General features: G+C 60.7%; 17 protein-coding genes. 3 read left to right on the forward strand and 14 right to left on the reverse strand.

Going from position 1 to position 17,949, the window contains the following annotated elements:
* Nucleotides 1-4 precede the first annotated feature (4 nt).
* From AB5I78_RS28865 to AB5I78_RS28900, 8 genes are all read right to left on the reverse strand, one after another.
* A complete protein-coding gene (locus AB5I78_RS28865; protein ID WP_369302825.1) occupies nucleotides 5-328 on the reverse strand; it encodes a type II toxin-antitoxin system RelE/ParE family toxin in 324 nt (107 codons plus the stop codon).
* 187 nt (nucleotides 329-515) lie between these two features.
* A complete protein-coding gene (locus AB5I78_RS28870) occupies nucleotides 516-1,412 on the reverse strand; it encodes a response regulator (protein WP_369302824.1) in 897 nt (298 codons plus the stop codon).
* 168 nt (nucleotides 1,413-1,580) lie between these two features.
* Nucleotides 1,581-2,342 carry a phosphate signaling complex protein PhoU gene (gene phoU, locus AB5I78_RS28875; RefSeq protein ID WP_053258703.1) on the reverse strand — a complete coding sequence of 254 codons (762 nt, stop codon included), beginning with the start codon at nucleotides 2,340-2,342 and terminating at the stop codon, nucleotides 1,581-1,583.
* A gap of 111 nt (nucleotides 2,343-2,453) precedes the next feature.
* Nucleotides 2,454-3,287, reverse strand: coding sequence for a phosphate ABC transporter ATP-binding protein PstB (gene pstB, locus AB5I78_RS28880; protein WP_056860879.1), 834 nt, complete (start codon nucleotides 3,285-3,287; stop codon nucleotides 2,454-2,456).
* 178 nt (nucleotides 3,288-3,465) lie between these two features.
* Nucleotides 3,466-5,136: a phosphate ABC transporter permease PstA gene (pstA, locus tag AB5I78_RS28885; RefSeq protein ID WP_369302823.1), complete on the reverse strand. Its 1,671-nt coding sequence runs from the start codon at nucleotides 5,134-5,136 to the stop codon at nucleotides 3,466-3,468.
* A 15-nt stretch (nucleotides 5,137-5,151) separates the two neighbouring features.
* The gene (locus AB5I78_RS28890; protein WP_369302829.1) at nucleotides 5,152-7,185 is read right to left on the reverse strand and encodes an ABC transporter permease subunit; all 2,034 of its coding nucleotides are present in this window, start codon (nucleotides 7,183-7,185) and stop codon (nucleotides 5,152-5,154) included.
* Between the two features lie 486 nt (nucleotides 7,186-7,671).
* The gene (locus AB5I78_RS28895; protein ID WP_106575903.1) at nucleotides 7,672-8,658 is read right to left on the reverse strand and encodes a phosphate ABC transporter substrate-binding protein PstS; all 987 of its coding nucleotides are present in this window, start codon (nucleotides 8,656-8,658) and stop codon (nucleotides 7,672-7,674) included.
* Between the two features lie 263 nt (nucleotides 8,659-8,921).
* Nucleotides 8,922-10,211 carry an MFS transporter gene (locus tag AB5I78_RS28900; RefSeq protein ID WP_145158243.1) on the reverse strand — a complete coding sequence of 430 codons (1,290 nt, stop codon included), beginning with the start codon at nucleotides 10,209-10,211 and terminating at the stop codon, nucleotides 8,922-8,924.
* A gap of 454 nt (nucleotides 10,212-10,665) precedes the next feature.
* On the opposite strand from AB5I78_RS28900, the gene AB5I78_RS28905 reads away from it, so the two are divergent.
* Together AB5I78_RS28905 and AB5I78_RS28910 are read left to right on the forward strand one after the other, a co-directional pair.
* A complete protein-coding gene (locus AB5I78_RS28905; protein ID WP_003176975.1) occupies nucleotides 10,666-11,070 on the forward strand; it encodes an acyl-CoA thioesterase in 405 nt (134 codons plus the stop codon).
* A 57-nt stretch (nucleotides 11,071-11,127) separates the two neighbouring features.
* The gene (locus tag AB5I78_RS28910) at nucleotides 11,128-12,027 is read left to right on the forward strand and encodes a D-hexose-6-phosphate mutarotase (protein ID WP_369302822.1); all 900 of its coding nucleotides are present in this window, start codon (nucleotides 11,128-11,130) and stop codon (nucleotides 12,025-12,027) included.
* A gap of 117 nt (nucleotides 12,028-12,144) precedes the next feature.
* On the opposite strand, the gene AB5I78_RS28915 is transcribed toward AB5I78_RS28910, so the two are convergent.
* From AB5I78_RS28915 to AB5I78_RS28935, 5 genes are all read right to left on the reverse strand, one after another.
* Complete coding sequence (locus tag AB5I78_RS28915) at nucleotides 12,145-12,681, reverse strand: DUF3299 domain-containing protein (RefSeq protein WP_106575906.1); 537 nt, start codon at nucleotides 12,679-12,681, stop codon at nucleotides 12,145-12,147.
* Nucleotides 12,682-12,758: 77 nt separating this feature from the next.
* Entirely contained in the window at nucleotides 12,759-13,004 is a 246-nt protein-coding gene (locus AB5I78_RS28920) for a GlsB/YeaQ/YmgE family stress response membrane protein (protein WP_010168336.1), read from the reverse strand.
* A gap of 106 nt (nucleotides 13,005-13,110) precedes the next feature.
* Nucleotides 13,111-14,196, reverse strand: coding sequence for a 5-(carboxyamino)imidazole ribonucleotide synthase (locus tag AB5I78_RS28925; RefSeq protein ID WP_369302821.1), 1,086 nt, complete (start codon nucleotides 14,194-14,196; stop codon nucleotides 13,111-13,113).
* Between the two features lie 12 nt (nucleotides 14,197-14,208).
* Entirely contained in the window at nucleotides 14,209-14,700 is a 492-nt protein-coding gene (gene purE / locus AB5I78_RS28930; RefSeq protein WP_003195648.1) for a 5-(carboxyamino)imidazole ribonucleotide mutase, read from the reverse strand.
* Between the two features lie 346 nt (nucleotides 14,701-15,046).
* On the reverse strand, nucleotides 15,047-15,970 hold the full coding sequence (locus AB5I78_RS28935; protein WP_106575908.1) for a LysR substrate-binding domain-containing protein: 924 nt from the start codon (nucleotides 15,968-15,970) through the stop codon (nucleotides 15,047-15,049).
* Nucleotides 15,971-16,152: 182 nt separating this feature from the next.
* On the opposite strand from AB5I78_RS28935, the gene aspA reads away from it, so the two are divergent.
* Nucleotides 16,153-17,577: an aspartate ammonia-lyase gene (gene aspA / locus AB5I78_RS28940; protein WP_025854459.1), complete on the forward strand. Its 1,425-nt coding sequence runs from the start codon at nucleotides 16,153-16,155 to the stop codon at nucleotides 17,575-17,577.
* A 31-nt stretch (nucleotides 17,578-17,608) separates the two neighbouring features.
* On the opposite strand, the gene AB5I78_RS28945 is transcribed toward aspA, so the two are convergent.
* Nucleotides 17,609-17,776 carry a hypothetical protein gene (locus AB5I78_RS28945; RefSeq protein WP_170036668.1) on the reverse strand — a complete coding sequence of 56 codons (168 nt, stop codon included), beginning with the start codon at nucleotides 17,774-17,776 and terminating at the stop codon, nucleotides 17,609-17,611.
* Nucleotides 17,777-17,949 lie beyond the last annotated feature (173 nt).

Raw genomic sequence — 17,949 nt, forward strand, 5'->3', positions numbered from 1 at the left:
AGGCTTAACCTAACTCCTGCAATCTGGCACGCGCCAGTTCGATATCGCACCCTTCGGTTTTCTGTGTGGTTTTGCGCAGCGCGTGCAACACATAGACAGCCTCTGGGCGATTGACCACATAGAACACTCGAAACGCGCCTGATTGCTCAGTGATCCGAATCTCACTGACGCCCCGTCCGATAGTTCTCATGGGCTTGCAATCAAAAGGCTGTTCGCCCTGTTGCAGAAGATCCAACTGAAAACCGGCTGCCCTTCGGGCGTCGAGAGGAAACTCCTTGAGGTCCTTGAGTGAGCTTCCTAGAAACACCACATCCTTGTGCCTGGGCACTGGCTTCTCCTTTGCTGGAAAGAAAAAGCGTAATAGACGATTCAGGCCATGGCGGTGGAGCTTTGTTTCAAGGCATAGCAAAAGCTCGATAACACTGATGCGTTATCGAGAGCCTATATCGAAACAGATATAAATCAAGCCAAGCACCGGGAATCAGACGGTCGGTTGATTCCCGTTATGCAGGCAATCACGCACCCGGCACAAAGTGCTTCTGCGCCGTGCCGCGTGCGATCAGGCGGGAAATGTAGTCGAGTTTCTGCGCGTCCTGGTCGATAAACCGGAAGGTCAGTTGCAGCCAGTCGCTGTCGGGCTTGGGCTCGTAGGCGACGACGGCGTGCAGGTAGCCGTTGAGACGTGCCACTTCGGCGTTGTCGCCTTGCTCAAGGTCGAGCACCGCGCTTTCCAGTACCTGCGGCAGGACTTCACCGCGACGCACCACCAGCAGCGCTTCCTTGATGCTCAGCGCCTTGATCACGCATTGCTGGGTGCCGCTGGACAGGCGCAGCTGCCCTTGACCACGGCCGCCGGCCGGCGCTGCCGCTGGCGTTTGCACCGGCGGGCTGTTGAGCAGGCCTTTGCTTGGCGCAGCCACCGGCGCCGGTTTGACGGCTTCAGGCTTGCCGCCGGTCAGGGCACTCAGGGAGTCGTTGCCGAAAGCCGAATTCATTTTGGTCGGCGCACTGGCGATCAGCGCGTCGAGGCGGCCGATCTTGTGCAGGGCCTGCTTGACCTTGTTCAGCAATTGCTCGTTGGTGAACGGCTTGCTGACGTAGCCGGAGACGCCGGCCTGAATGGCCTGCACCACGTTTTCCTTGTCGCCACGGCTGGTCACCATCACAAACGGCATGGCTTTGAGATGGGCCTGCTCACGGCACCAGGTCAGCAACTCCAGGCCCGACATCTCGGGCATTTCCCAGTCGCACAGCACCAGGTCGAAGGTCTCGCGCATCAGGATGGATTGCGCCTTTTTGCCGTTCACCGCATCTTCGATCTTGATCCCCGGAAAGTAGTTGCGCAGGCACTTCTTCACCAGGTCGCGAATAAACGAGGCGTCGTCCACCACCAATACACTGACTTTACTCATCGACCCTTCATCCTATAAAAACTTCGGCACGCAAAACGCCTGACTGATGGCATTTTGCCAAAACTCGCGATTCACAGAAGGACTTTATTGTTCCTGCCGCGCAAAAAATTCAGATGCCGCAAACGAAAACGCCCGCCCAAAGGCCGGGCGTTAATTTCTCGGGCAACCTTACTTATCGTCAGATTCGCCCGGAACATTAGGGATTTGATCGGCCGTGCCTTCAACTTCGGCTTTCATGCGCTTGAGGCCCATGTGCCGCACGTCGGTACCGCGTACCAGGTAAATGACCAGTTCCGAGATATTGCGCGCGTGGTCGCCGATACGCTCCAACGAACGCAGCACCCAGATGATGTTCAAGACCCGCGAGATAGAGCGCGGGTCTTCCATCATGTAGGTGGCCAGCTCGCGCAGTGCGGTCTTGTATTCGCGGTCGATGGTCTTGTCGTACTGCGCTACCGACAATGCCAGCTCGGCGTCGAAGCGCGCAAAAGCGTCGAGGGCATCGCGCACCATGTTGCGCACCTGGTCGCCGATGTGGCGCACTTCCACGTAGCCGCGCGGCGCTTCGCCTTCTTCGCACAACTGGATGGCGCGACGGGCGATCTTGGTGGCTTCGTCACCGATGCGCTCCAGGTCGATCACCGACTTGGAAATGCTGATGATCAAACGCAGGTCAGACGCCGCCGGCTGACGACGCGCCAGAATGCGCAGGCATTCTTCGTCGATGTTGCGTTCCATCTGGTTGATCTGGTCATCAATCTCACGCACTTGCTGGGCCAGGCCCGAGTCGGCCTCGATCAGCGCGGTGACGGCGTCGTTGACTTGCTTCTCCACCAGCCCGCCCATCGCCAGGAGGTGGCTGCGCACTTCCTCAAGCTCGGCGTTGAACTGCGCGGAGATGTGATGGGTAAGGCCTTCTTTGCTAATCATGGGTTTGCTCCGCAAAAGCTGTAAGCCGCAGGCTACAAGCTGCAAGCTGATGTGTGTCGTTGATCAAACTGCTTTTACTTGCCGCTTGAAACGTGCGGCGTGCAGCTGGGGCTAGCCATAGCGACCGGTGATGTAGTCTTCGGTCTGCTTCTTCGCCGGGTTGGTGAACAGGGTATCGGTGTCGCCAAATTCCACCAGCTTGCCCATGTACATGAACGCGGTGTAGTCGGAAACCCGCGCCGCCTGTTGCATGTTGTGGGTCACGATGACGATGGTGAACTTGGATTTGAGTTCGTAGATCAGCTCTTCGACTTTCAATGTGGAGATCGGATCGAGTGCCGAGCACGGTTCGTCGAGCAGCAGCACTTCCGGCTCCACGGCGATAGTGCGGGCGATCACCAGACGTTGCTGCTGGCCGCCGGACAAACCGAGGGCCGACTCGTGCAGGCGGTCCTTGACCTCATCCCACAGTGCCGCGCCTTTGAGCGCCCATTCAACGGCCTCGTCGAGGATGCGTTTCTTGTTGATGCCCTGGATGCGCAGGCCGTAGACCACGTTTTCGTAGATGGTCTTGGGGAACGGGTTGGGCTTCTGGAACACCATGCCCACCCGGCGGCGCAGCTCGGCCACGTCCTCGCCCTTGCGGTAGATGTTGGTGCCGTAGAGGTTGATCGCGCCTTCTACACGGCAACCGTCGACCAGGTCGTTCATGCGGTTGAAGGTGCGCAGCAACGTCGACTTGCCGCAGCCGGACGGGCCGATGAAGGCGGTCACGCGCTGCTTGGGGATATTCATGCTGACGTCGAACAGCGCCTGCTTTTCACCGTAGTACAGGCTCAGGCCCGGCACTTCGATGGCCACGGTTTCCTGGGCCAGGCTCAGGCTCTGCTTGTCGCGACCCAGGGCCGACATGTTGATGCCGTGGGTATGGGTTTCGTGTTGCATGGGATGCTCCCTGTGCTACCAATTCGTTTGGTTGAACCGCCGGGGCGGTTTACTCAAAAATCTGTGTGTGACGCGGTTAAGTGTGGGAGCTGGCTTGCCTGCGAAGGCATCACCGCGGTGTACCTGTTCAACCGAGTTGCCTGCATCGCAGGCAAGCCAGCTCCCACATTGGGCCGTGTTAACTGTCCAGTGCCTTGTATTTTTCGCGCAGGTGGTTACGGATCCACACCGCCGACAAGTTGAGCGTGGCGATCACCAGCACCAGCAGCAAGGCGGTGGCGTACACCAGTGGCCGCGCAGCTTCGACGTTGGGGCTCTGGAAGCCGACGTCATAAATATGGAAGCCCAGGTGCATGATTTTCTGGTCCAGGTGCAGGTACGGGTAATTGCCGTCCAGCGGCAGCGACGGCGCCAGTTTCACTACACCCACCAGCATCAGCGGCGCCACTTCACCGGCGGCGCGGGCCACGGCGAGGATCATGCCGGTCATCATCGCCGGGCTGGCCATTGGCAGCACGATCTTCCACAGCGTTTCCGCCTTGGTCGCGCCCAGTGCCAAGGAGCCCTCGCGCACGGTGCGAGGAATCCGCGCCAGGCCTTCTTCGGTGGCCACAATCACCACCGGCACCGCCAGCAGCGCCAGGGTCAGCGAGGCCCACAGCAGGCCCGGCGTGCCGAACGTGGGTGCCGGCAGGGCTTCGGCGAAGAACAGACGGTCAACCGAGCCACCCAGCACATACACAAAGAAGCCCAGGCCGAACACACCGTAGACAATCGCCGGTACGCCCGCCAGGTTGTTCACCGCAATGCGGATAATCCGCGTCAGGGTGTTCTGCTTGGCGTATTCACGCAGGTACACCGCCGCCAGTACACCGAACGGCGTCACGATCATCGCCATGATCAGGGTCATCATCACGGTGCCGAAAATCGCCGGGAAGATCCCGCCTTCGGTGTTGGCTTCCCGTGGGTCATCGCTGAGGAATTCCCAGACCTTGCTGAAGTAGAAGCCGACCTTGGTCATCGTGCCCATGGCGTTCGGCTGGTAGGCGTGCACCACTTTGCCGATGCCGATTTCCACTTCTTTGCCGTTAGCGTCGCGCGCCGTCAGGCTGTCGCGGTTGAACTGAGTGTGCAGGTCCGCCAGGCGCGCTTCGATGTCCTTGTAGCGGTTGTTCAGTTCTGCGCGGTCCGAATCCATATCAGCTTGGGCGGTAGCGTCGAGCTTGCCTTCCAGCTCCAGCTTGCGACCGTGCAGGCGGATACGCTCCAGCCCGGCGTTGATCGCGCCGATGTCGGTTTTTTCCAGACTCTTGAGTTGCGCAGCCAGCTTGTTCACGCGGTCAACGCGGGCCTGCAGCTCCGGCCACGCGGCCTCGCCTTCGGCGATGACCTTGCCGTCCTGTTTGACGTTGACCAGGGTGCCGTAGAAGTTGCCCCACTCACGCCGCTCGATGGCCATCAGGTTGGCCGGCTTGGTCTGGTCCTTGAGCCACTCGCCGACGATCCAGGTGAAGTCGTTGCCGTTCAGGTCGCGGTTGCCGACCTTGATCAGCTCGCGGGTCATGAACTCCGGGCCCTGGTCGGGCACCGGCAGGCCAGCGCTTTTCAGGCGCTCGCGGGGCACTTCTTCCTTCTGCACCACTTCGCCGATGACGATATGGTTTTCCTGGCCCGGCACGTTGTAGTTGGCCTGGATCAGGTCGGCCGGCCAGAAGTGGCCCAGGCCACGCACGGCAATCACGGCCAGCAAACCAATGGTCATGATGACCGCGATGGACACCGCGCCACCGCTGATCCAGACGCCCGGGGCGCCGCTCTTGAACCATCCATTCAGGGAGTTCTGTTTCACAGACTTCTACCTTTCTTAAAGCGACGAGTATTTCTTGCGCAGACGCTGACGAATCAGCTCGGCGAGGGTGTTCATGATGAAGGTGAACAACAGCAGCACCAGCGCCGAGAGGAACAGCACGCGGTAGTGGCTGCCGCCGACTTCCGATTCGGGCATTTCCACTGCGACGTTAGCCGCCAGGGTGCGCAGGCCTTCGAACAGGTTCATCTCCATCACCGGGGTGTTACCGGTGGCCATCAACACGATCATGGTTTCACCGACCGCACGGCCCATGCCGATCATCAGCGCCGAGAAAATCCCCGGGCTGGCAGTCAGGATGACGACGCGGGTCATGGTCTGCCATGGCGTGGCGCCCAGGGCCAACGAGCCCAGGGTCAGGCCGCGCGGCACGCTGAACACGGCGTCTTCGGCGATGGAGTAGATGTTGGGGATCACCGCAAAACCCATGGCCAGGCCGACTACCAGAGCGTTGCGCTGGTCGTAGGTGATGCCCAGGTCGTGGGAGATCCACATGCGCATGTCGCCGCCAAAGAACCAGGTTTCCAGGTACGGGCTCATGTACAGCGAGAGCCAGCCCACAAACAGGATCACCGGGATCAGGATCGCGCTTTCCCAGCCATCGGGAACGCGCAGGCGGATCGACTCAGGCAAGCGGCTGAACACGAAGCCGGCCACCAGAATGCCAATCGGCAACAGCATCAGCAGGCTGAAAATCCCCGGCAAATGCCCTTCGACATACGGCGCCAGGAACAGGCCGGCGAAGAAGCCGAGGATCACCGTCGGCATCGCTTCCATCAGTTCGATCACCGGCTTGACCTTGCGGCGCAGGCTCGGGGCCATGAAGTAGGCGGTGTAGATCGCAGCGGCCACCGCCAGTGGTGCGGCCAGCAACATGGCGTAGAACGCGGCCTTCAGGGTACCGAAGGTCAGCGGCGCCAGACTCATCTTGGGTTCGAAGTCGGTGTTGGCGGCGGTCGATTGCCAGACGTATTTAGGCTCGTCGTAGTTTTCGTACCAGACCTTGCTCCACAACGCGCTCCAGGACACTTCCGGGTGCGGGTTGTCCAGCAACAGCGGTTGCAGCTTGCCGCCGGCTTCGACGATGACGTGGTTGGCGCGTGGCGACAGGCCGAACACGCCTTGGCCATCGACCACCGGGTCGACCAGCAGCGTGCGGTGCGCGGTGCTGTGGAACACGCCGAACTTGCCGGACGCGTCGAGGGCGGTGAAGCCTTTGCGACGTTCTTCAGCGGTGATTTCAACGATAGGCGCGCTGCCCAGCTGGAAGGTACGGATCTGTTTCAGGCGTTGCTCGCCGTCCGGGTCGCGGGCCATGAACCACTGGGCCAGGCCGCCTTTGGAGTTACCCACGATCAGCGAGATACCGCCCACCAGCTGAGTGCTGGCAGTGATTTCGGCGTTGCCGTCTTCGAGCAGTTTGTAGCGACCGTTGAGACTCTTGTCGCGCAGGCTGAAGACGTCAGCAAGGGCACGACCGTTGATCACGTACAGCCACTGCTGGCGTGGGTCGATGAAGATCGCCTTAACCGGCTCGGTCATTTGCGGCAGCTCGATACGCTTCTGCTCGCTGGTGACTTCGCCAGTCATCATGTTTTCTTCGCGGCTCAGGCTCAGCACGTTCAAGTAGGAACCTGCGGAACCGGCAACGACCAGCGAGGAATCGGTGGCGTTAAGTGCGACGTGCTCCAGCGAGCGACCCTGCTCGTCGAGCACGATCGGCGTTTCGCCGTAAGGGTATTCAATGGCCGGGGTGATGGTTTTCTTGCCGTCCGGGTAGGACACCTTATAAGTGTGGCGGAACACCAGGGACTGGCCATTCGACAAACCCAGGATCACCAGCGGGCTGCCCGGCTGGTCTTCACCAATGGACGCAACGCTGGCGCCTGCCGGCAGCGGCAAGTCGACACGCTTGAGTTCAGCACCCGTGTCCACATCAAAGAACAGCGCCTGGCCCTTGTCGGAAACCCGCATAGCAACCTGGTTCTGCTCTTCGAGGGAGATCATCAACGGCTTGCCGGCGTCCTGCATCCAGGCGGGCGTCAGCGCATCTTCCTTGGTCAGCGAGGCGCCCTGGAACAGTGGCGCGACGACGTAGGCAAGAAAGAAGAAAATCAGGGTAATGGCGCCGAGGACGGCGAGGCCGCCGATCAACACGTACCAACGGGTCAGGCGATCCTTGAGCGCGCGAATGCGGCGCTTGCGTTGCAGCTCAGGCGTATTGAAATCAATGCGCTTGGGAGGAGAAGTCGTCGTCATGGTGGAATTGGCCAGATCATTCATGCGCACACCCTAGCGATCCTGTATGACAGAAAGATGACAATGCAGTGACGCAGCAAAGCCGCCGCGTAGCAGAGCTGGCAGCGGACTAAAAAATTAGCGGTGTAGACGGTTTAATGTGAGAGCGGGCTTGCCCGCGATGGCATCAATGCGGTCTCAACGCTACACCGCGTCGCCAGCATCGCGGGCAAGCCCGCTCCCACACAAAAGCATGCATCTACACCAGGTCTTGCAGGCTTAGTTGCCTTCTTTCAAACCCAGGTCAGCCAGGGCCTTGGCGGCCACTTTGGCTGGCAGCGGGATGTAGCCGTCTTTGACGACCACTTCCTGGCCCTGTTTGGACAGAACCAGCTTCACGAACTCAGCTTCCAGCGGAGCCAGAGGCTTGTTCGGGGCTTTGTTGACGTAGACGTAGAGGAAGCGCGACAGCGGGTATTTGCCGTTCAGGGCGTTTTCTTCGCTGTCTTCGATGAAGTCAGTGCTGCCTTTCTTGGCCAGAGCGACGGTCTTCACGCTGGCGGTTTTGTAACCGATGCCCGAGTAACCGATGCCGTTCAGCGAGGAGCTGATCGACTGCACAACCGACGCCGAACCTGGTTGTTCGTTCACGTTAGGTTTGTAGTCGCCTTTGCACAGGGCTTCTTCCTTGAAGTAGCCGTAGGTGCCGGATACCGAGTTACGACCGAACAGTTGCACCGGCTTGTTGGCCAGGTCGCCGGTCACACCCAGGTCGCCCCAGGTTTTGACATCAGCTTTGGCGCCGCACAGACGCGTCGAGGAGAAGATCGCGTCGACTTGTTCCATGGTCAGGTGCTGGATCGGGTTGTCCTTGTGCACGAACACGGCCAGGGCATCCACGGCAACCGGGATAGCGGTTGGCTTGTAGCCGTACTTCTGCTCGAAGGCCGCCAGTTCGGTGTCCTTCATCTTGCGGCTCATCGGGCCCAGGTTGGAGGTGCCTTCAGTCAGCGCAGGCGGTGCAGTGGCGGAGCCGGCAGCCTGAATCTGGATGTTGACGTTCGGGTATTCCTTTTTATAGGACTCAGCCCACAGTGTCATCAGGTTAGCCAGGGTGTCGGAACCAACGCTGGACAGGTTGCCCGATACACCGGTGGTCTTGGCGTAAGCCGGAATTGCCGGGTCAACACCAGCGGCTACCGCGTTAGCGGTCGCAACGCCAGCAGCGACAAAAGTCATTGCCGCCATCAAACGTTTCAGTTTCATGCCTTGCTCCTAGCAGATAGGGATAGTTGGATCGGGGCCAAGTATCGGTAGGCCGTGTGAACACTCTATGTCCGCAATGTGACAATTAGATGAAAGGCCAGCATTTGTGAAAAACCTGACAGGAAGGGGAAAGATCAGTAAATCCGGGACTTGCGAGGAGGTTGAAGCGCATGAAGCGGTGTTTCAGAAATACTCTGTAATCGTTGGCCAACCATAAACCCTGTGGCGAGCGAATGCCCTCGCCACAGCGTCATCGCAGGCTTTTAGCGCCCGCGCTTCCACAGGTAGCCACCCACCAGCATCCCCATCACACACAGCACGGCGACATAGTAGGCCGGGCCCATCGGGCTTTCCTTCATCAGCAGCGACACCGCCAGCGGCGTCAAACCACCAAACACGGCGTAGGCGACGTTGTAGGAGAACGACAACCCGCTGAAACGCACCACCGGCGGGAAGGCTTTCACCATCACGTAAGGCACCACGCCGATCACCCCGACAAACAGGCCGGTCAGGGTGTACAGCGGGAAAAGCCAGTTGGGGTGATCGATCAGGCTGTGGTACAGCGTCCACGACGTTGCCAACAGCAACAGGCAACCGATGACCAGCACGCGGCCAGCGCCAAAACGATCAGCCAGGGCGCCGGAAGCGATGCAGCCCAGGCTCAGGGTCACGATGGCCAGGCTGTTGGCTTGCAATGCGATGGTCGGGCTGAAGTGGTAGACGGTTTGCAGCACGGTCGGGGTCATCAGGATGACCACGACAACACCGGCCGACAGCAACCAGGTCAACAGCATCGACAGCACGATGGCGCCACGGTGGTCGCGCAATACCGCGCGCAATGGCAGCTCGGCGGCCAAGGTTTTGCGTTGCTGCATTTCGGCGAAGATGGGCGTCTCATGCAGCCAGCGGCGCAGGTACACCGAGAGCAGGCCAAACACGCCGCCCAGCAGGAACGGGATACGCCAGGCGTAATCGGACACTTGTTCCGGGCTGTAGAGCGTGTTGATGGCGGTGGCCACCAGCGACCCCAACAGGATGCCGGCGGTGAGGCCGCTGGTCAGGGTGCCGCAGGCATAGCCGATGTGGCGCGGCGGTACGTGTTCAGAGACAAACACCCAGGCGCCCGGTACTTCGCCGCCGATGGCCGCGCCCTGGATGACGCGCATCAACAGCAGCAGAAGCGGCGCCCACAGGCCGATCTGCGCGTAGGTCGGCAGCAGGCCCATGATCAGGGTCGGCACGGCCATCATGAAGATGCTCAACGTGAACATCTTCTTGCGGCCGAGCAGGTCGCCAAAGTGCGCCATGATGATGCCGCCCAACGGACGAGCCAGGTAGCCGGCGGCGAAGATGCCGAAGGTCTGCATCATGCGCAGCCATTCCGGCATATCGACGGGGAAGAACAGTTTCCCGACCACGGTGGCGAAAAACACGAAAATGATGAAGTCGTAAAATTCCAGCGCCCCGCCCAAGGCAGACAGCGACAGGGTTTTGTAGTCGTTGCGGGTCAGCGGACGCGACGGTTGCGCGCTGCTTGCGGGCACGGAGGACATGGCAAGGCTTCTCTTATAGTAATGACGGCAAGCCCGGGACTTGCGGCGGGTCTGGCAAGATAGCAAATCGCCTGAAAAAGCACAGCGCCCACCGAATAACACTTTGCAGGCGCGCGTTATTCCCCGTTTCTTCCCTTTATTAGCCATCAGAAGCACAGTTGCGGGAAAAAGCCGCATTACAGCCAGGATTTGCCGACCAAATGAGCGCCGGGAGGTCGTCGTGGCGCCAGCGTCTCGATATACTCGGCCCCTGCAAGCGCAAGAACCCCAGTCTTGAGGGGCTGCTGTGCCAAAACGCCGTTGGGTGCCATCCAGCCGATTTGGCAGAGTTTCCCTTTAGTACGCCTTACGAGAAACGCATCGAGCGGTGTATGTTGGTGCTGAAACGTTTTTCCAGAGACGGCTATCCACTTGAAATACCCATGAAGCGTCACGGGTCAGAGGCACCCTCGGCATGATCGAACTCGAACAAGAAGATCCTATCCCGCAAGGCGATCTCGCCCTGCAAATCACCGCACTCCCGCGTGAAACCAACGGTTTTGGCGATATCTTCGGCGGCTGGCTGGTCGCGCAGATGGACCTGGCCGGCACCGCCATGGCCAGCAAAGTGGCCGGCGGACGTGTCGCCACGGTGGCGATCGATCGCATGGCGTTTCTGGTGCCGGTGGCGGTCGGCGCGCAATTGTCCTTCTATACCCAGGCCCTGGAAATCGGCCGCAGTTCGATCCAGATGATGGTCGAGGTGTGGAGCGACGACCCGCTGTCCAGCGAATGGCGCAAGGTGACCGAGGCGGTATTTGTGTTTGTCGCCATCGACGGCAGCGGCCGTACCCGCTCGGTGCCATCGCGCGCGCGTTAAACATCGCCGGGTTTTGACGGTCAATTGCCCCATTGCCTGCTATGAGAGAGCACTGCTATGCCTACGCCCCACGTTGAAACCGTGAAAATCGACGAGCTGGACTGCTGGCGCGTCCGCCACAACGGCGCCGAAGTCATGGTGGCCCAACAGGGCGCGCACATCTTCAGTTACCAGCGCCAGGGCGAGCAGCCAGTGATCTGGCCGAACCCTGAGGCGGTTTTCAAGCAGGGCAAAGGCATCCGTACCGGCGTGCCGGTCTGCTGGCCATGGTTTGGCGTATTCGACCGTAACCCGCAAAGCGTGAAGGCGATGCGCCAAAGCGACCAACTCGCGGGGGCCCATGGTTTTGTGCGCACGGCACTGTGGGAATTGGCTGCGACCGAACTCGAAGGCGAGGCATTGCGCGTCGACCTGGTATTGCCGGTGCCGGCGGGCGGCTTCCCCGGCTGGCCGCATCAGGTCGACCTGAAGCTGAGCCTGCTGCTGGACGATCAACTGCATATCCGCCTGACCAGCCACAACCGTGGCAGCGACACCGTGACCCTCAGCCAGGCGCTGCACACCTATTTTGCCGTGAGCGACGTACGCAACGTGCAGGTCGAAGGCCTGGACGGGCTGGCCTATATCGACACCGCCGACGGCTGGAGCCACAAACAGCAATCCGGCCTGCTGCACTTCAGTGCCGAGACCGACCGCATCTATCTGGACACGCCGGCGCAGTTGAGCATTGTCGATAAAGACTGGCAGCGTCGTCTCCAGCTCACCAGCCAAGGCTCGAACTCGACCGTGATCTGGAACCCCTGGACCGAACGCGCCAAGGCGTTCGACGACATGGCCGATGACGGCTGGCAGGGCATGCTGTGCATCGAAACGGCGAATGTGCTGGATGATGTGGTGGCACTGGCGCCGGGTGAAAGCCACACACTGGGCGTGAGCATCACAAGTCTCGCCTTGTAAATAACGAGCAAAATGTGGGAGCTGGCTTGCCTGCGATAGCATCACCTCGGTGTATCAGTCACACCAAGGTGGCTGCATCGCAGGCAAGCCAGCTCCCACACTGATTTGTGTTGTGGCTTAGAGATCGGATTCCTTCACCGCTCGCACCTTCCCCGCATCCAGCGCATATGCCGCATCCGCCAAATCGTTATTGACCTTCTCCACCTTCAGCGTGCCGGTAACCCACAACGGCGTGTAGATGTCATCCAGCTTCAACCCCTTGGGATAACGCACCAGCACCAACTGGTTGGGCGGCGGAGGCGGCACGTGGATGCAGGCGCCTGGGTACGGCACCAAAAAGAACAGCGTGCTGCGGCCCTTGGCGTCGGTTTCCAGGGGTACCGGGTAGCCGCCGATGCGGATGTTCTTGCCATTCATGGCGGCCACGGTCTTGGTCGAATACATCACCGCCGGCAAGCCTTTGCTTTGCTTGAGGCCGCCTTTGTCGGTGAACGTGCCTTGGGCTTCGGGGGAGTTGTGGTCGATCTCGGGCATGGCTTCGAGGGCTTTCTGGTCCGACAGCGGCATCAGGTCGAGCCAGTCGGTTTCCGGCAGTTCGCCAGCGTGCGCCAGGCCAGAGCCCAGCAAGAGGAGAGTCAACAGAAGACGGCGCATGATGAGGCTCGGCAAATACAGGTGACGAGCATTCTAGCCCTCTGCGCCTGCGCAGCGCAGAGGGCTTTGTCGCTTAATTACTTTTTACGCAGCAGACCGTAGATCACCAGCAGCACGATGGCGCCGATCAGCGCACCGATAAAGCCTGCGCCTTGACCTGCCTGGTAGATGCCCAGGGCCTGACCACCGTAGGTGGCGACCAGAGAACCTGCGATACCCAGCAGGATGGTCATGATCCAGCCCATGCTGTCGTCGCCTGGCTTGAGGAAACGCGCCAGCAGGCCGACGATCAAGCCGATAAAGATGGTTCCGATGATACCCATGGCATTTCCCTCTGATTGAATGTGAGTCATGGCAAAGCCTAGTCAGGCTTTGCCATCCTGCAATCAGAGAGACGGCGGTGACCAATGGTTCCCGCCGATCCTCAGGTTATTGCTCGGCGATCAGCGCTTCGACCTTGAGGATCTGGGCTTGCAGCGTCGCACGGTCCTTGCAGCGCAGGTTGGCGTGGCCGACCTTGCGTCCGGCCTTGAAGGCCTTGCCGTAGTGATGCAGATGGCAATCATCGATCGCGATCACGCGCTCAACCGGCGGCACAAGGCCGATGAAGTTGAGCATGGCGCTTTCGCCGACCTTGGCCGTGGAGCCCAGCGGCAAGCCCGCCACCGCCCGCAGGTGGTTTTCGAACTGGCTGCACTCGGCGCCTTCGGTGGTCCAGTGCCCGGAGTTGTGCACACGCGGCGCGATTTCGTTGGCCTTGAGGCCACCGTCGACTTCAAAGAACTCGAATGCCATCACACCGACATAATCCAGCTGCTTGAGCACACGGCTGGAATAGTCTTCGGCCAGGGCCTGCAACGGGTGATCGGTGCTGGCCACGGACAGCTTGAGGATGCCGCTGTCGTGGGTGTTGTGCACCAACGGGTAGAAGCGGGTTTCGCCATCACGGGCACGCACGGCGATCAGCGAGACTTCGCCGGTGAAGGGCACGAAGCCTTCCAGCAGGCAGGCGACGCTGCCCAGCTCGGCGAAGGTGCCGACCACATCAGCGGCGGTACGCAGCACTTTCTGGCCCTTGCCGTCATAACCCAGGGTGCGGGTTTTCAGCACAGCCGGCAGGCCGATGCTGGCAACGGCAGCGTCCAGGTCCGCCTGGGACTGGATGTCGGCGAAGGCCGGCGTCGGAATGCCCAAGTCCTTGAACATGCTCTTTTCGAACCAGCGGTCGCGAGCGATGCGCAAGGCTTCGGCGCTCGGGTACACCGGCACGAACTGCGACAGGAAGGCCACGGTTTCAGCCGGGACGCTTTCGAATTCGAAGGTCACCAGGTCGACTTCATCGGCCAGTTGGCGCAGGTGATCCGAGTCGCTGTAGTCAGCCCGCAGGTGTTCACCGAGGGCCGCCGCGCAAGCGTCCGGCGCCGGGTCCAGGAAAGCGAAGTTCATCCCCAGCGGGGTTCCCGCCAAGGCCAGCATGCGGCCCAGTTGGCCGCCACCGATTACACCGATTTTCATCAATCAATAACCTCAGGCGATGCGTGGGTCTGGATTGTCCAGCACGCTGTCTGTCTGCTCAGCACGGAATTTTTTCAGCACCGCGTGAAACTGCGGGTGCTTGGCGCCCAGGATGCTGGCAGACAGCAAAGCGGCGTTGATCGCGCCGGCCTTGCCGATCGCCAGGGTGGCCACCGGGATACCGGCCGGCATCTGCACGATGGACAACAGCGAATCCACGCCCGAGAGCATCGACGACTGCACCGGCACACCGAGCACCGGCAGGTGGGTCTTGGCCGCACACATGCCTGGCAGGTGCGCCGCACCGCCGGCACCGGCGATGATCACCTCGATGCCACGGGATTCTGCTTCATCGGCATACTGGAACAGCAAATCCGGGGTGCGGTGGGCAGAGACCACTTTCACTTCATACGGAATGCCGAGTTTTTCCAGCATATCGGCGGTGTGGCTAAGGGTGGACCAATCGGACTTGGAGCCCATGATCACGCCAACCAATGCACTCATCGTCGTGCCTCTTCTCTCTGGGCGCCCGCAGGCGCGTCAAAAAACAACAAGCCACGCAGGAAATCCGGCGTGGCTTGTTGTACGAAATTTGGCCGGTTGGACCGGCCGAAGGCCGCGCAGTATACCGTAATAATCCAGATAAACAGCCCCTGGAATGACCATCTGTCCAGTGGCGCAAACCAGCGGTTTTATTGACTCCTGGGTCAGCGAAACCAGCGCAAATTCCCCATGGAAACGGGGTCAGTGTGGGAGCTGGCTTGCCTGCGACAGCATCACCTGAATATGCCTGATGTACCGAGGCGTCTGCATCGCAGCGGTGCGGCGATCCGACAAGCCAGCTCCCACACTAACCGCGTTCAACTGGAGGGGACTGCGCCGCGCCACCTTCCAACTTGCGCCACAACAACCGTACGTTGGCCTTGCGCACCAACGCGCAGCGATACAAACGAATCTCCAACGGCACATGCCATTGCGGCCCGCCGCACACCACCAGTTCGCCCCGCGCCAGTTCGGCACGCACACTCAGTTGCGGCACCCAGGCAATGCCCAGCCCTTCCAGCGCCATGCTTTTGAGGCTATCGGCCATGGCGGTTTCGTAGATGGTGGTAAAGCGCAGGGAGCGCTGGCGCAGCAGCAGGTTTACCGAGCGCCCCAGGAATGCCCCGGCGCTGTAGGCCAGTAACGGCACGCTGCCCTCGCCTTCCAGGTCAAACAGCGGCTTGCCGTCGGCATCGGCGGCGCACACCGGGAGCATTTCGGTGTTGCCCAGGTGCAGCGACGGGAAGATTTCCGGGTCCATTTGCATGGCCGCGTCCGGGTCGTAGAACGCCAGCATCAAATCGCAACCGCCTTCGCGCAGCGCATGCACCGCGTCGCCGACGTTGGTGGCAACCAGCCGCGTGGCGATGTTCAGGCCTTCATTGCGCAGTTGCGCGATCCAGCGCGGGAAGAAGCCCAGCGCCAGGGAATGCGCTGCCGCCACTTGCATGACCTCGCCCTGCCCGCCTTCCAGATGATGCAAATGGCGCAGCACTTCGCCGAGCTGCTCGACCACCGTACGCGCGGTGACCAGAAACAGCTGCCCCGCCGCGGTCAATTCGACGGGCGTGCGCGAGCGGTTGACCAGGGTCAGGCCCAGCGCGGCTTCCAGGCTGCGAATACGCCGGCTGAAGGCCGGCTGGGTGACAAAGCGCCGCTCCGCCGCCTGGGAAAAGCTGCGGGTCGCCGCCAAGGCGCTGAAGTCTTCCAGCCATTTGCTCTCAAGGTTCATCACTTCCTCCCACGGGTACGCACCATTTTGGCACGCACGCCCGCCATGATAACCGGGTCACACCGACATTATGCCGTTTGTGCATAGGCCAGTGTTTAACAGCATTGGCCCAAAAACTCCCACAAGCCTAGCATTCGCAGCGTTCCGGCCAGTTCCGGGTCCATATCGAGATGATTTCCGTCATGTCCTCCGCTGCATCATTCCGCACAGAAAAAGACCTGCTTGGCGTACTCGAAGTACCTGCTCAAGCGTATTACGGCATCCAGACCCTGCGAGCGGTGAACAACTTCCGCCTCTCGGGCGTTCCGATTTCGCATTACCCGAAATTGGTGGTCGGCCTGGCAATGGTCAAGCAAGCAGCCGCTGACGCCAACCGCGAGTTGGGCCAGCTCAGCGAAGCCAAGCACGCTGCCATCAGCGAAGCCTGTGCCCGTCTGATCCGCGGCGATTTCCACGAAGAGTTCGTGGTGGACATGATTCAAGGCGGCGCCGGCACTTCAACCAACATGAATGCCAACGAAGTCATCGCCAACATCGCGTTGGAGGCCATGGGCCACAACAAGGGCGAATATCAGTACCTGCACCCTAACAACGACGTGAACATGGCGCAGTCGACCAACGACGCCTACCCGACCGCGATCCGCCTGGGTCTGCTGCTGGGCCACGACGCACTGCTGGCCAGCCTCGACAGCCTGATCCAGGCGTTCGCCGCCAAAGGCGTCGAATTCAGCCACGTGCTGAAAATGGGCCGCACCCAACTGCAAGACGCCGTGCCGATGACCCTCGGCCAGGAATTCCGTGCCTTCGCCACCACCCTGGGTGAAGACCTGGCCCGCCTGAAAACCCTGGCGCCAGAGCTGTTGACCGAAGTGAACCTGGGCGGCACCGCCATCGGCACCGGCATCAACGCCGACCCGCGTTACCAGGCCCTGGCCGTACAACGCCTGGCCGTTATCAGCGGCCAGCCAGTGGTCCCGGCTGCCGACTTGATCGAAGCTACCTCTGACATGGGCGCCTTCGTGCTGTTCTCCGGCATGCTCAAGCGTACCGCGGTGAAGCTGTCGAAGATCTGCAACGACCTGCGCCTGCTGTCCAGCGGCCCACGCACCGGCATCAACGAGATCAACTTGCCGGCGCGCCAGCCAGGCAGCTCGATCATGCCCGGCAAGGTCAACCCGGTTATCCCGGAAGCCGTGAACCAGGTGGCGTTCCAGGTAATCGGCAACGATTTGGCCCTGACCATGGCAGCCGAAGGCGGCCAACTGCAGCTGAACGTGATGGAGCCGCTGATCGCCTTCAAGATCTTCGACTCGATCCGCCTGCTGCAACGCGCCATGGACATGCTGCGCGAACACTGCATCGTCGGCATCACCGCCAACGAAGCGCGTTGCCGCGAACTGGTGGAGCACTCCATCGGCCTGGTGACCGCGCTGAACCCGTACATCGGCTATGAAAACGCCACCCGCATTGCGCGTATCGCCCTTGAAAGCGGCCGCGGCGTGCTGGAACTGGTGCGCGAAGAAGGCTTGCTCGACGATGCCATGCTCGACGACATCCTGCGCCCCGAAAACATGATTGCCCCACGTCTGGTCCCGCTGAAGGCCTGACGGTTGTTGCACTGCTCACCAGGTTGAGGGACTAGACACCTCTCACCTTTTGAGGGCCTGAAGGCTCGTTCTTCAGGCCCTTTTTTTTGCCCCAAGGTTGTGAAATGACGCCCATAAAAAATCCAATATCGCCCTGCAAACCCTCCTTGCCTGCAACAGCTTGGCTGAAACCTTTAATCGCCCCGTGCAGACGGATCACGCTCTCCTAGGTATAGTGCCGCCCCTCTTCGCGTCAGAGATTGTCGGTAACGAGGTCCTGGACAGCGCGAAACCGCATGAATAACAACACCCGCAAAAGGATTGGGGTCGAAGCGTCGTGCACTGCCTGGTGCCGAGCGATGCGTCGCACCGTCCTGCGTTTTTGCCATTAGA

Source organism: Pseudomonas sp. N2-3-1-14 (assembly GCF_041228395.1).
Classification (GTDB): domain Bacteria; phylum Pseudomonadota; class Gammaproteobacteria; order Pseudomonadales; family Pseudomonadaceae; genus Aquipseudomonas.

What these genes read in the sequence shown, in the direction of transcription:
- AB5I78_RS28870 (WP_369302824.1), bottom strand. Translation starts at nt 1,412, where the DNA reads ATGAGTAAAGTCAGTGTATTGGTGGTGGACGACGCCTCGTTTATTCGC.
- phoU (WP_053258703.1), bottom strand. Translation starts at nt 2,342, where the DNA reads ATGATTAGCAAAGAAGGCCTTACCCATCACATCTCCGCGCAGTTCAAC.
- pstB (WP_056860879.1), bottom strand. Translation starts at nt 3,287, where the DNA reads ATGCAACACGAAACCCATACCCACGGCATCAACATGTCGGCCCTGGGT.
- AB5I78_RS28890 (WP_369302829.1), bottom strand. Translation starts at nt 7,185, where the DNA reads ATGCAGGACGCCGGCAAGCCGTTGATGATCTCCCTCGAAGAGCAGAAC.
- AB5I78_RS28895 (WP_106575903.1), bottom strand. Translation starts at nt 8,658, where the DNA reads ATGAAACTGAAACGTTTGATGGCGGCAATGACTTTTGTCGCTGCTGGC.
- AB5I78_RS28900 (WP_145158243.1), bottom strand. Translation starts at nt 10,211, where the DNA reads ATGTCCTCCGTGCCCGCAAGCAGCGCGCAACCGTCGCGTCCGCTGACC.
- AB5I78_RS28905 (WP_003176975.1), top strand. Translation starts at nt 10,666, where the DNA reads ATGATCGAACTCGAACAAGAAGATCCTATCCCGCAAGGCGATCTCGCC.
- AB5I78_RS28910 (WP_369302822.1), top strand. Translation starts at nt 11,128, where the DNA reads ATGCCTACGCCCCACGTTGAAACCGTGAAAATCGACGAGCTGGACTGC.
- AB5I78_RS28915 (WP_106575906.1), bottom strand. Translation starts at nt 12,681, where the DNA reads ATGCGCCGTCTTCTGTTGACTCTCCTCTTGCTGGGCTCTGGCCTGGCG.
- AB5I78_RS28920 (WP_010168336.1), bottom strand. Translation starts at nt 13,004, where the DNA reads ATGGGTATCATCGGAACCATCTTTATCGGCTTGATCGTCGGCCTGCTG.
- AB5I78_RS28925 (WP_369302821.1), bottom strand. Translation starts at nt 14,196, where the DNA reads ATGAAAATCGGTGTAATCGGTGGCGGCCAACTGGGCCGCATGCTGGCC.
- purE (WP_003195648.1), bottom strand. Translation starts at nt 14,700, where the DNA reads ATGAGTGCATTGGTTGGCGTGATCATGGGCTCCAAGTCCGATTGGTCC.
- AB5I78_RS28935 (WP_106575908.1), bottom strand. Translation starts at nt 15,970, where the DNA reads ATGAACCTTGAGAGCAAATGGCTGGAAGACTTCAGCGCCTTGGCGGCG.
- aspA (WP_025854459.1), top strand. Translation starts at nt 16,153, where the DNA reads ATGTCCTCCGCTGCATCATTCCGCACAGAAAAAGACCTGCTTGGCGTA.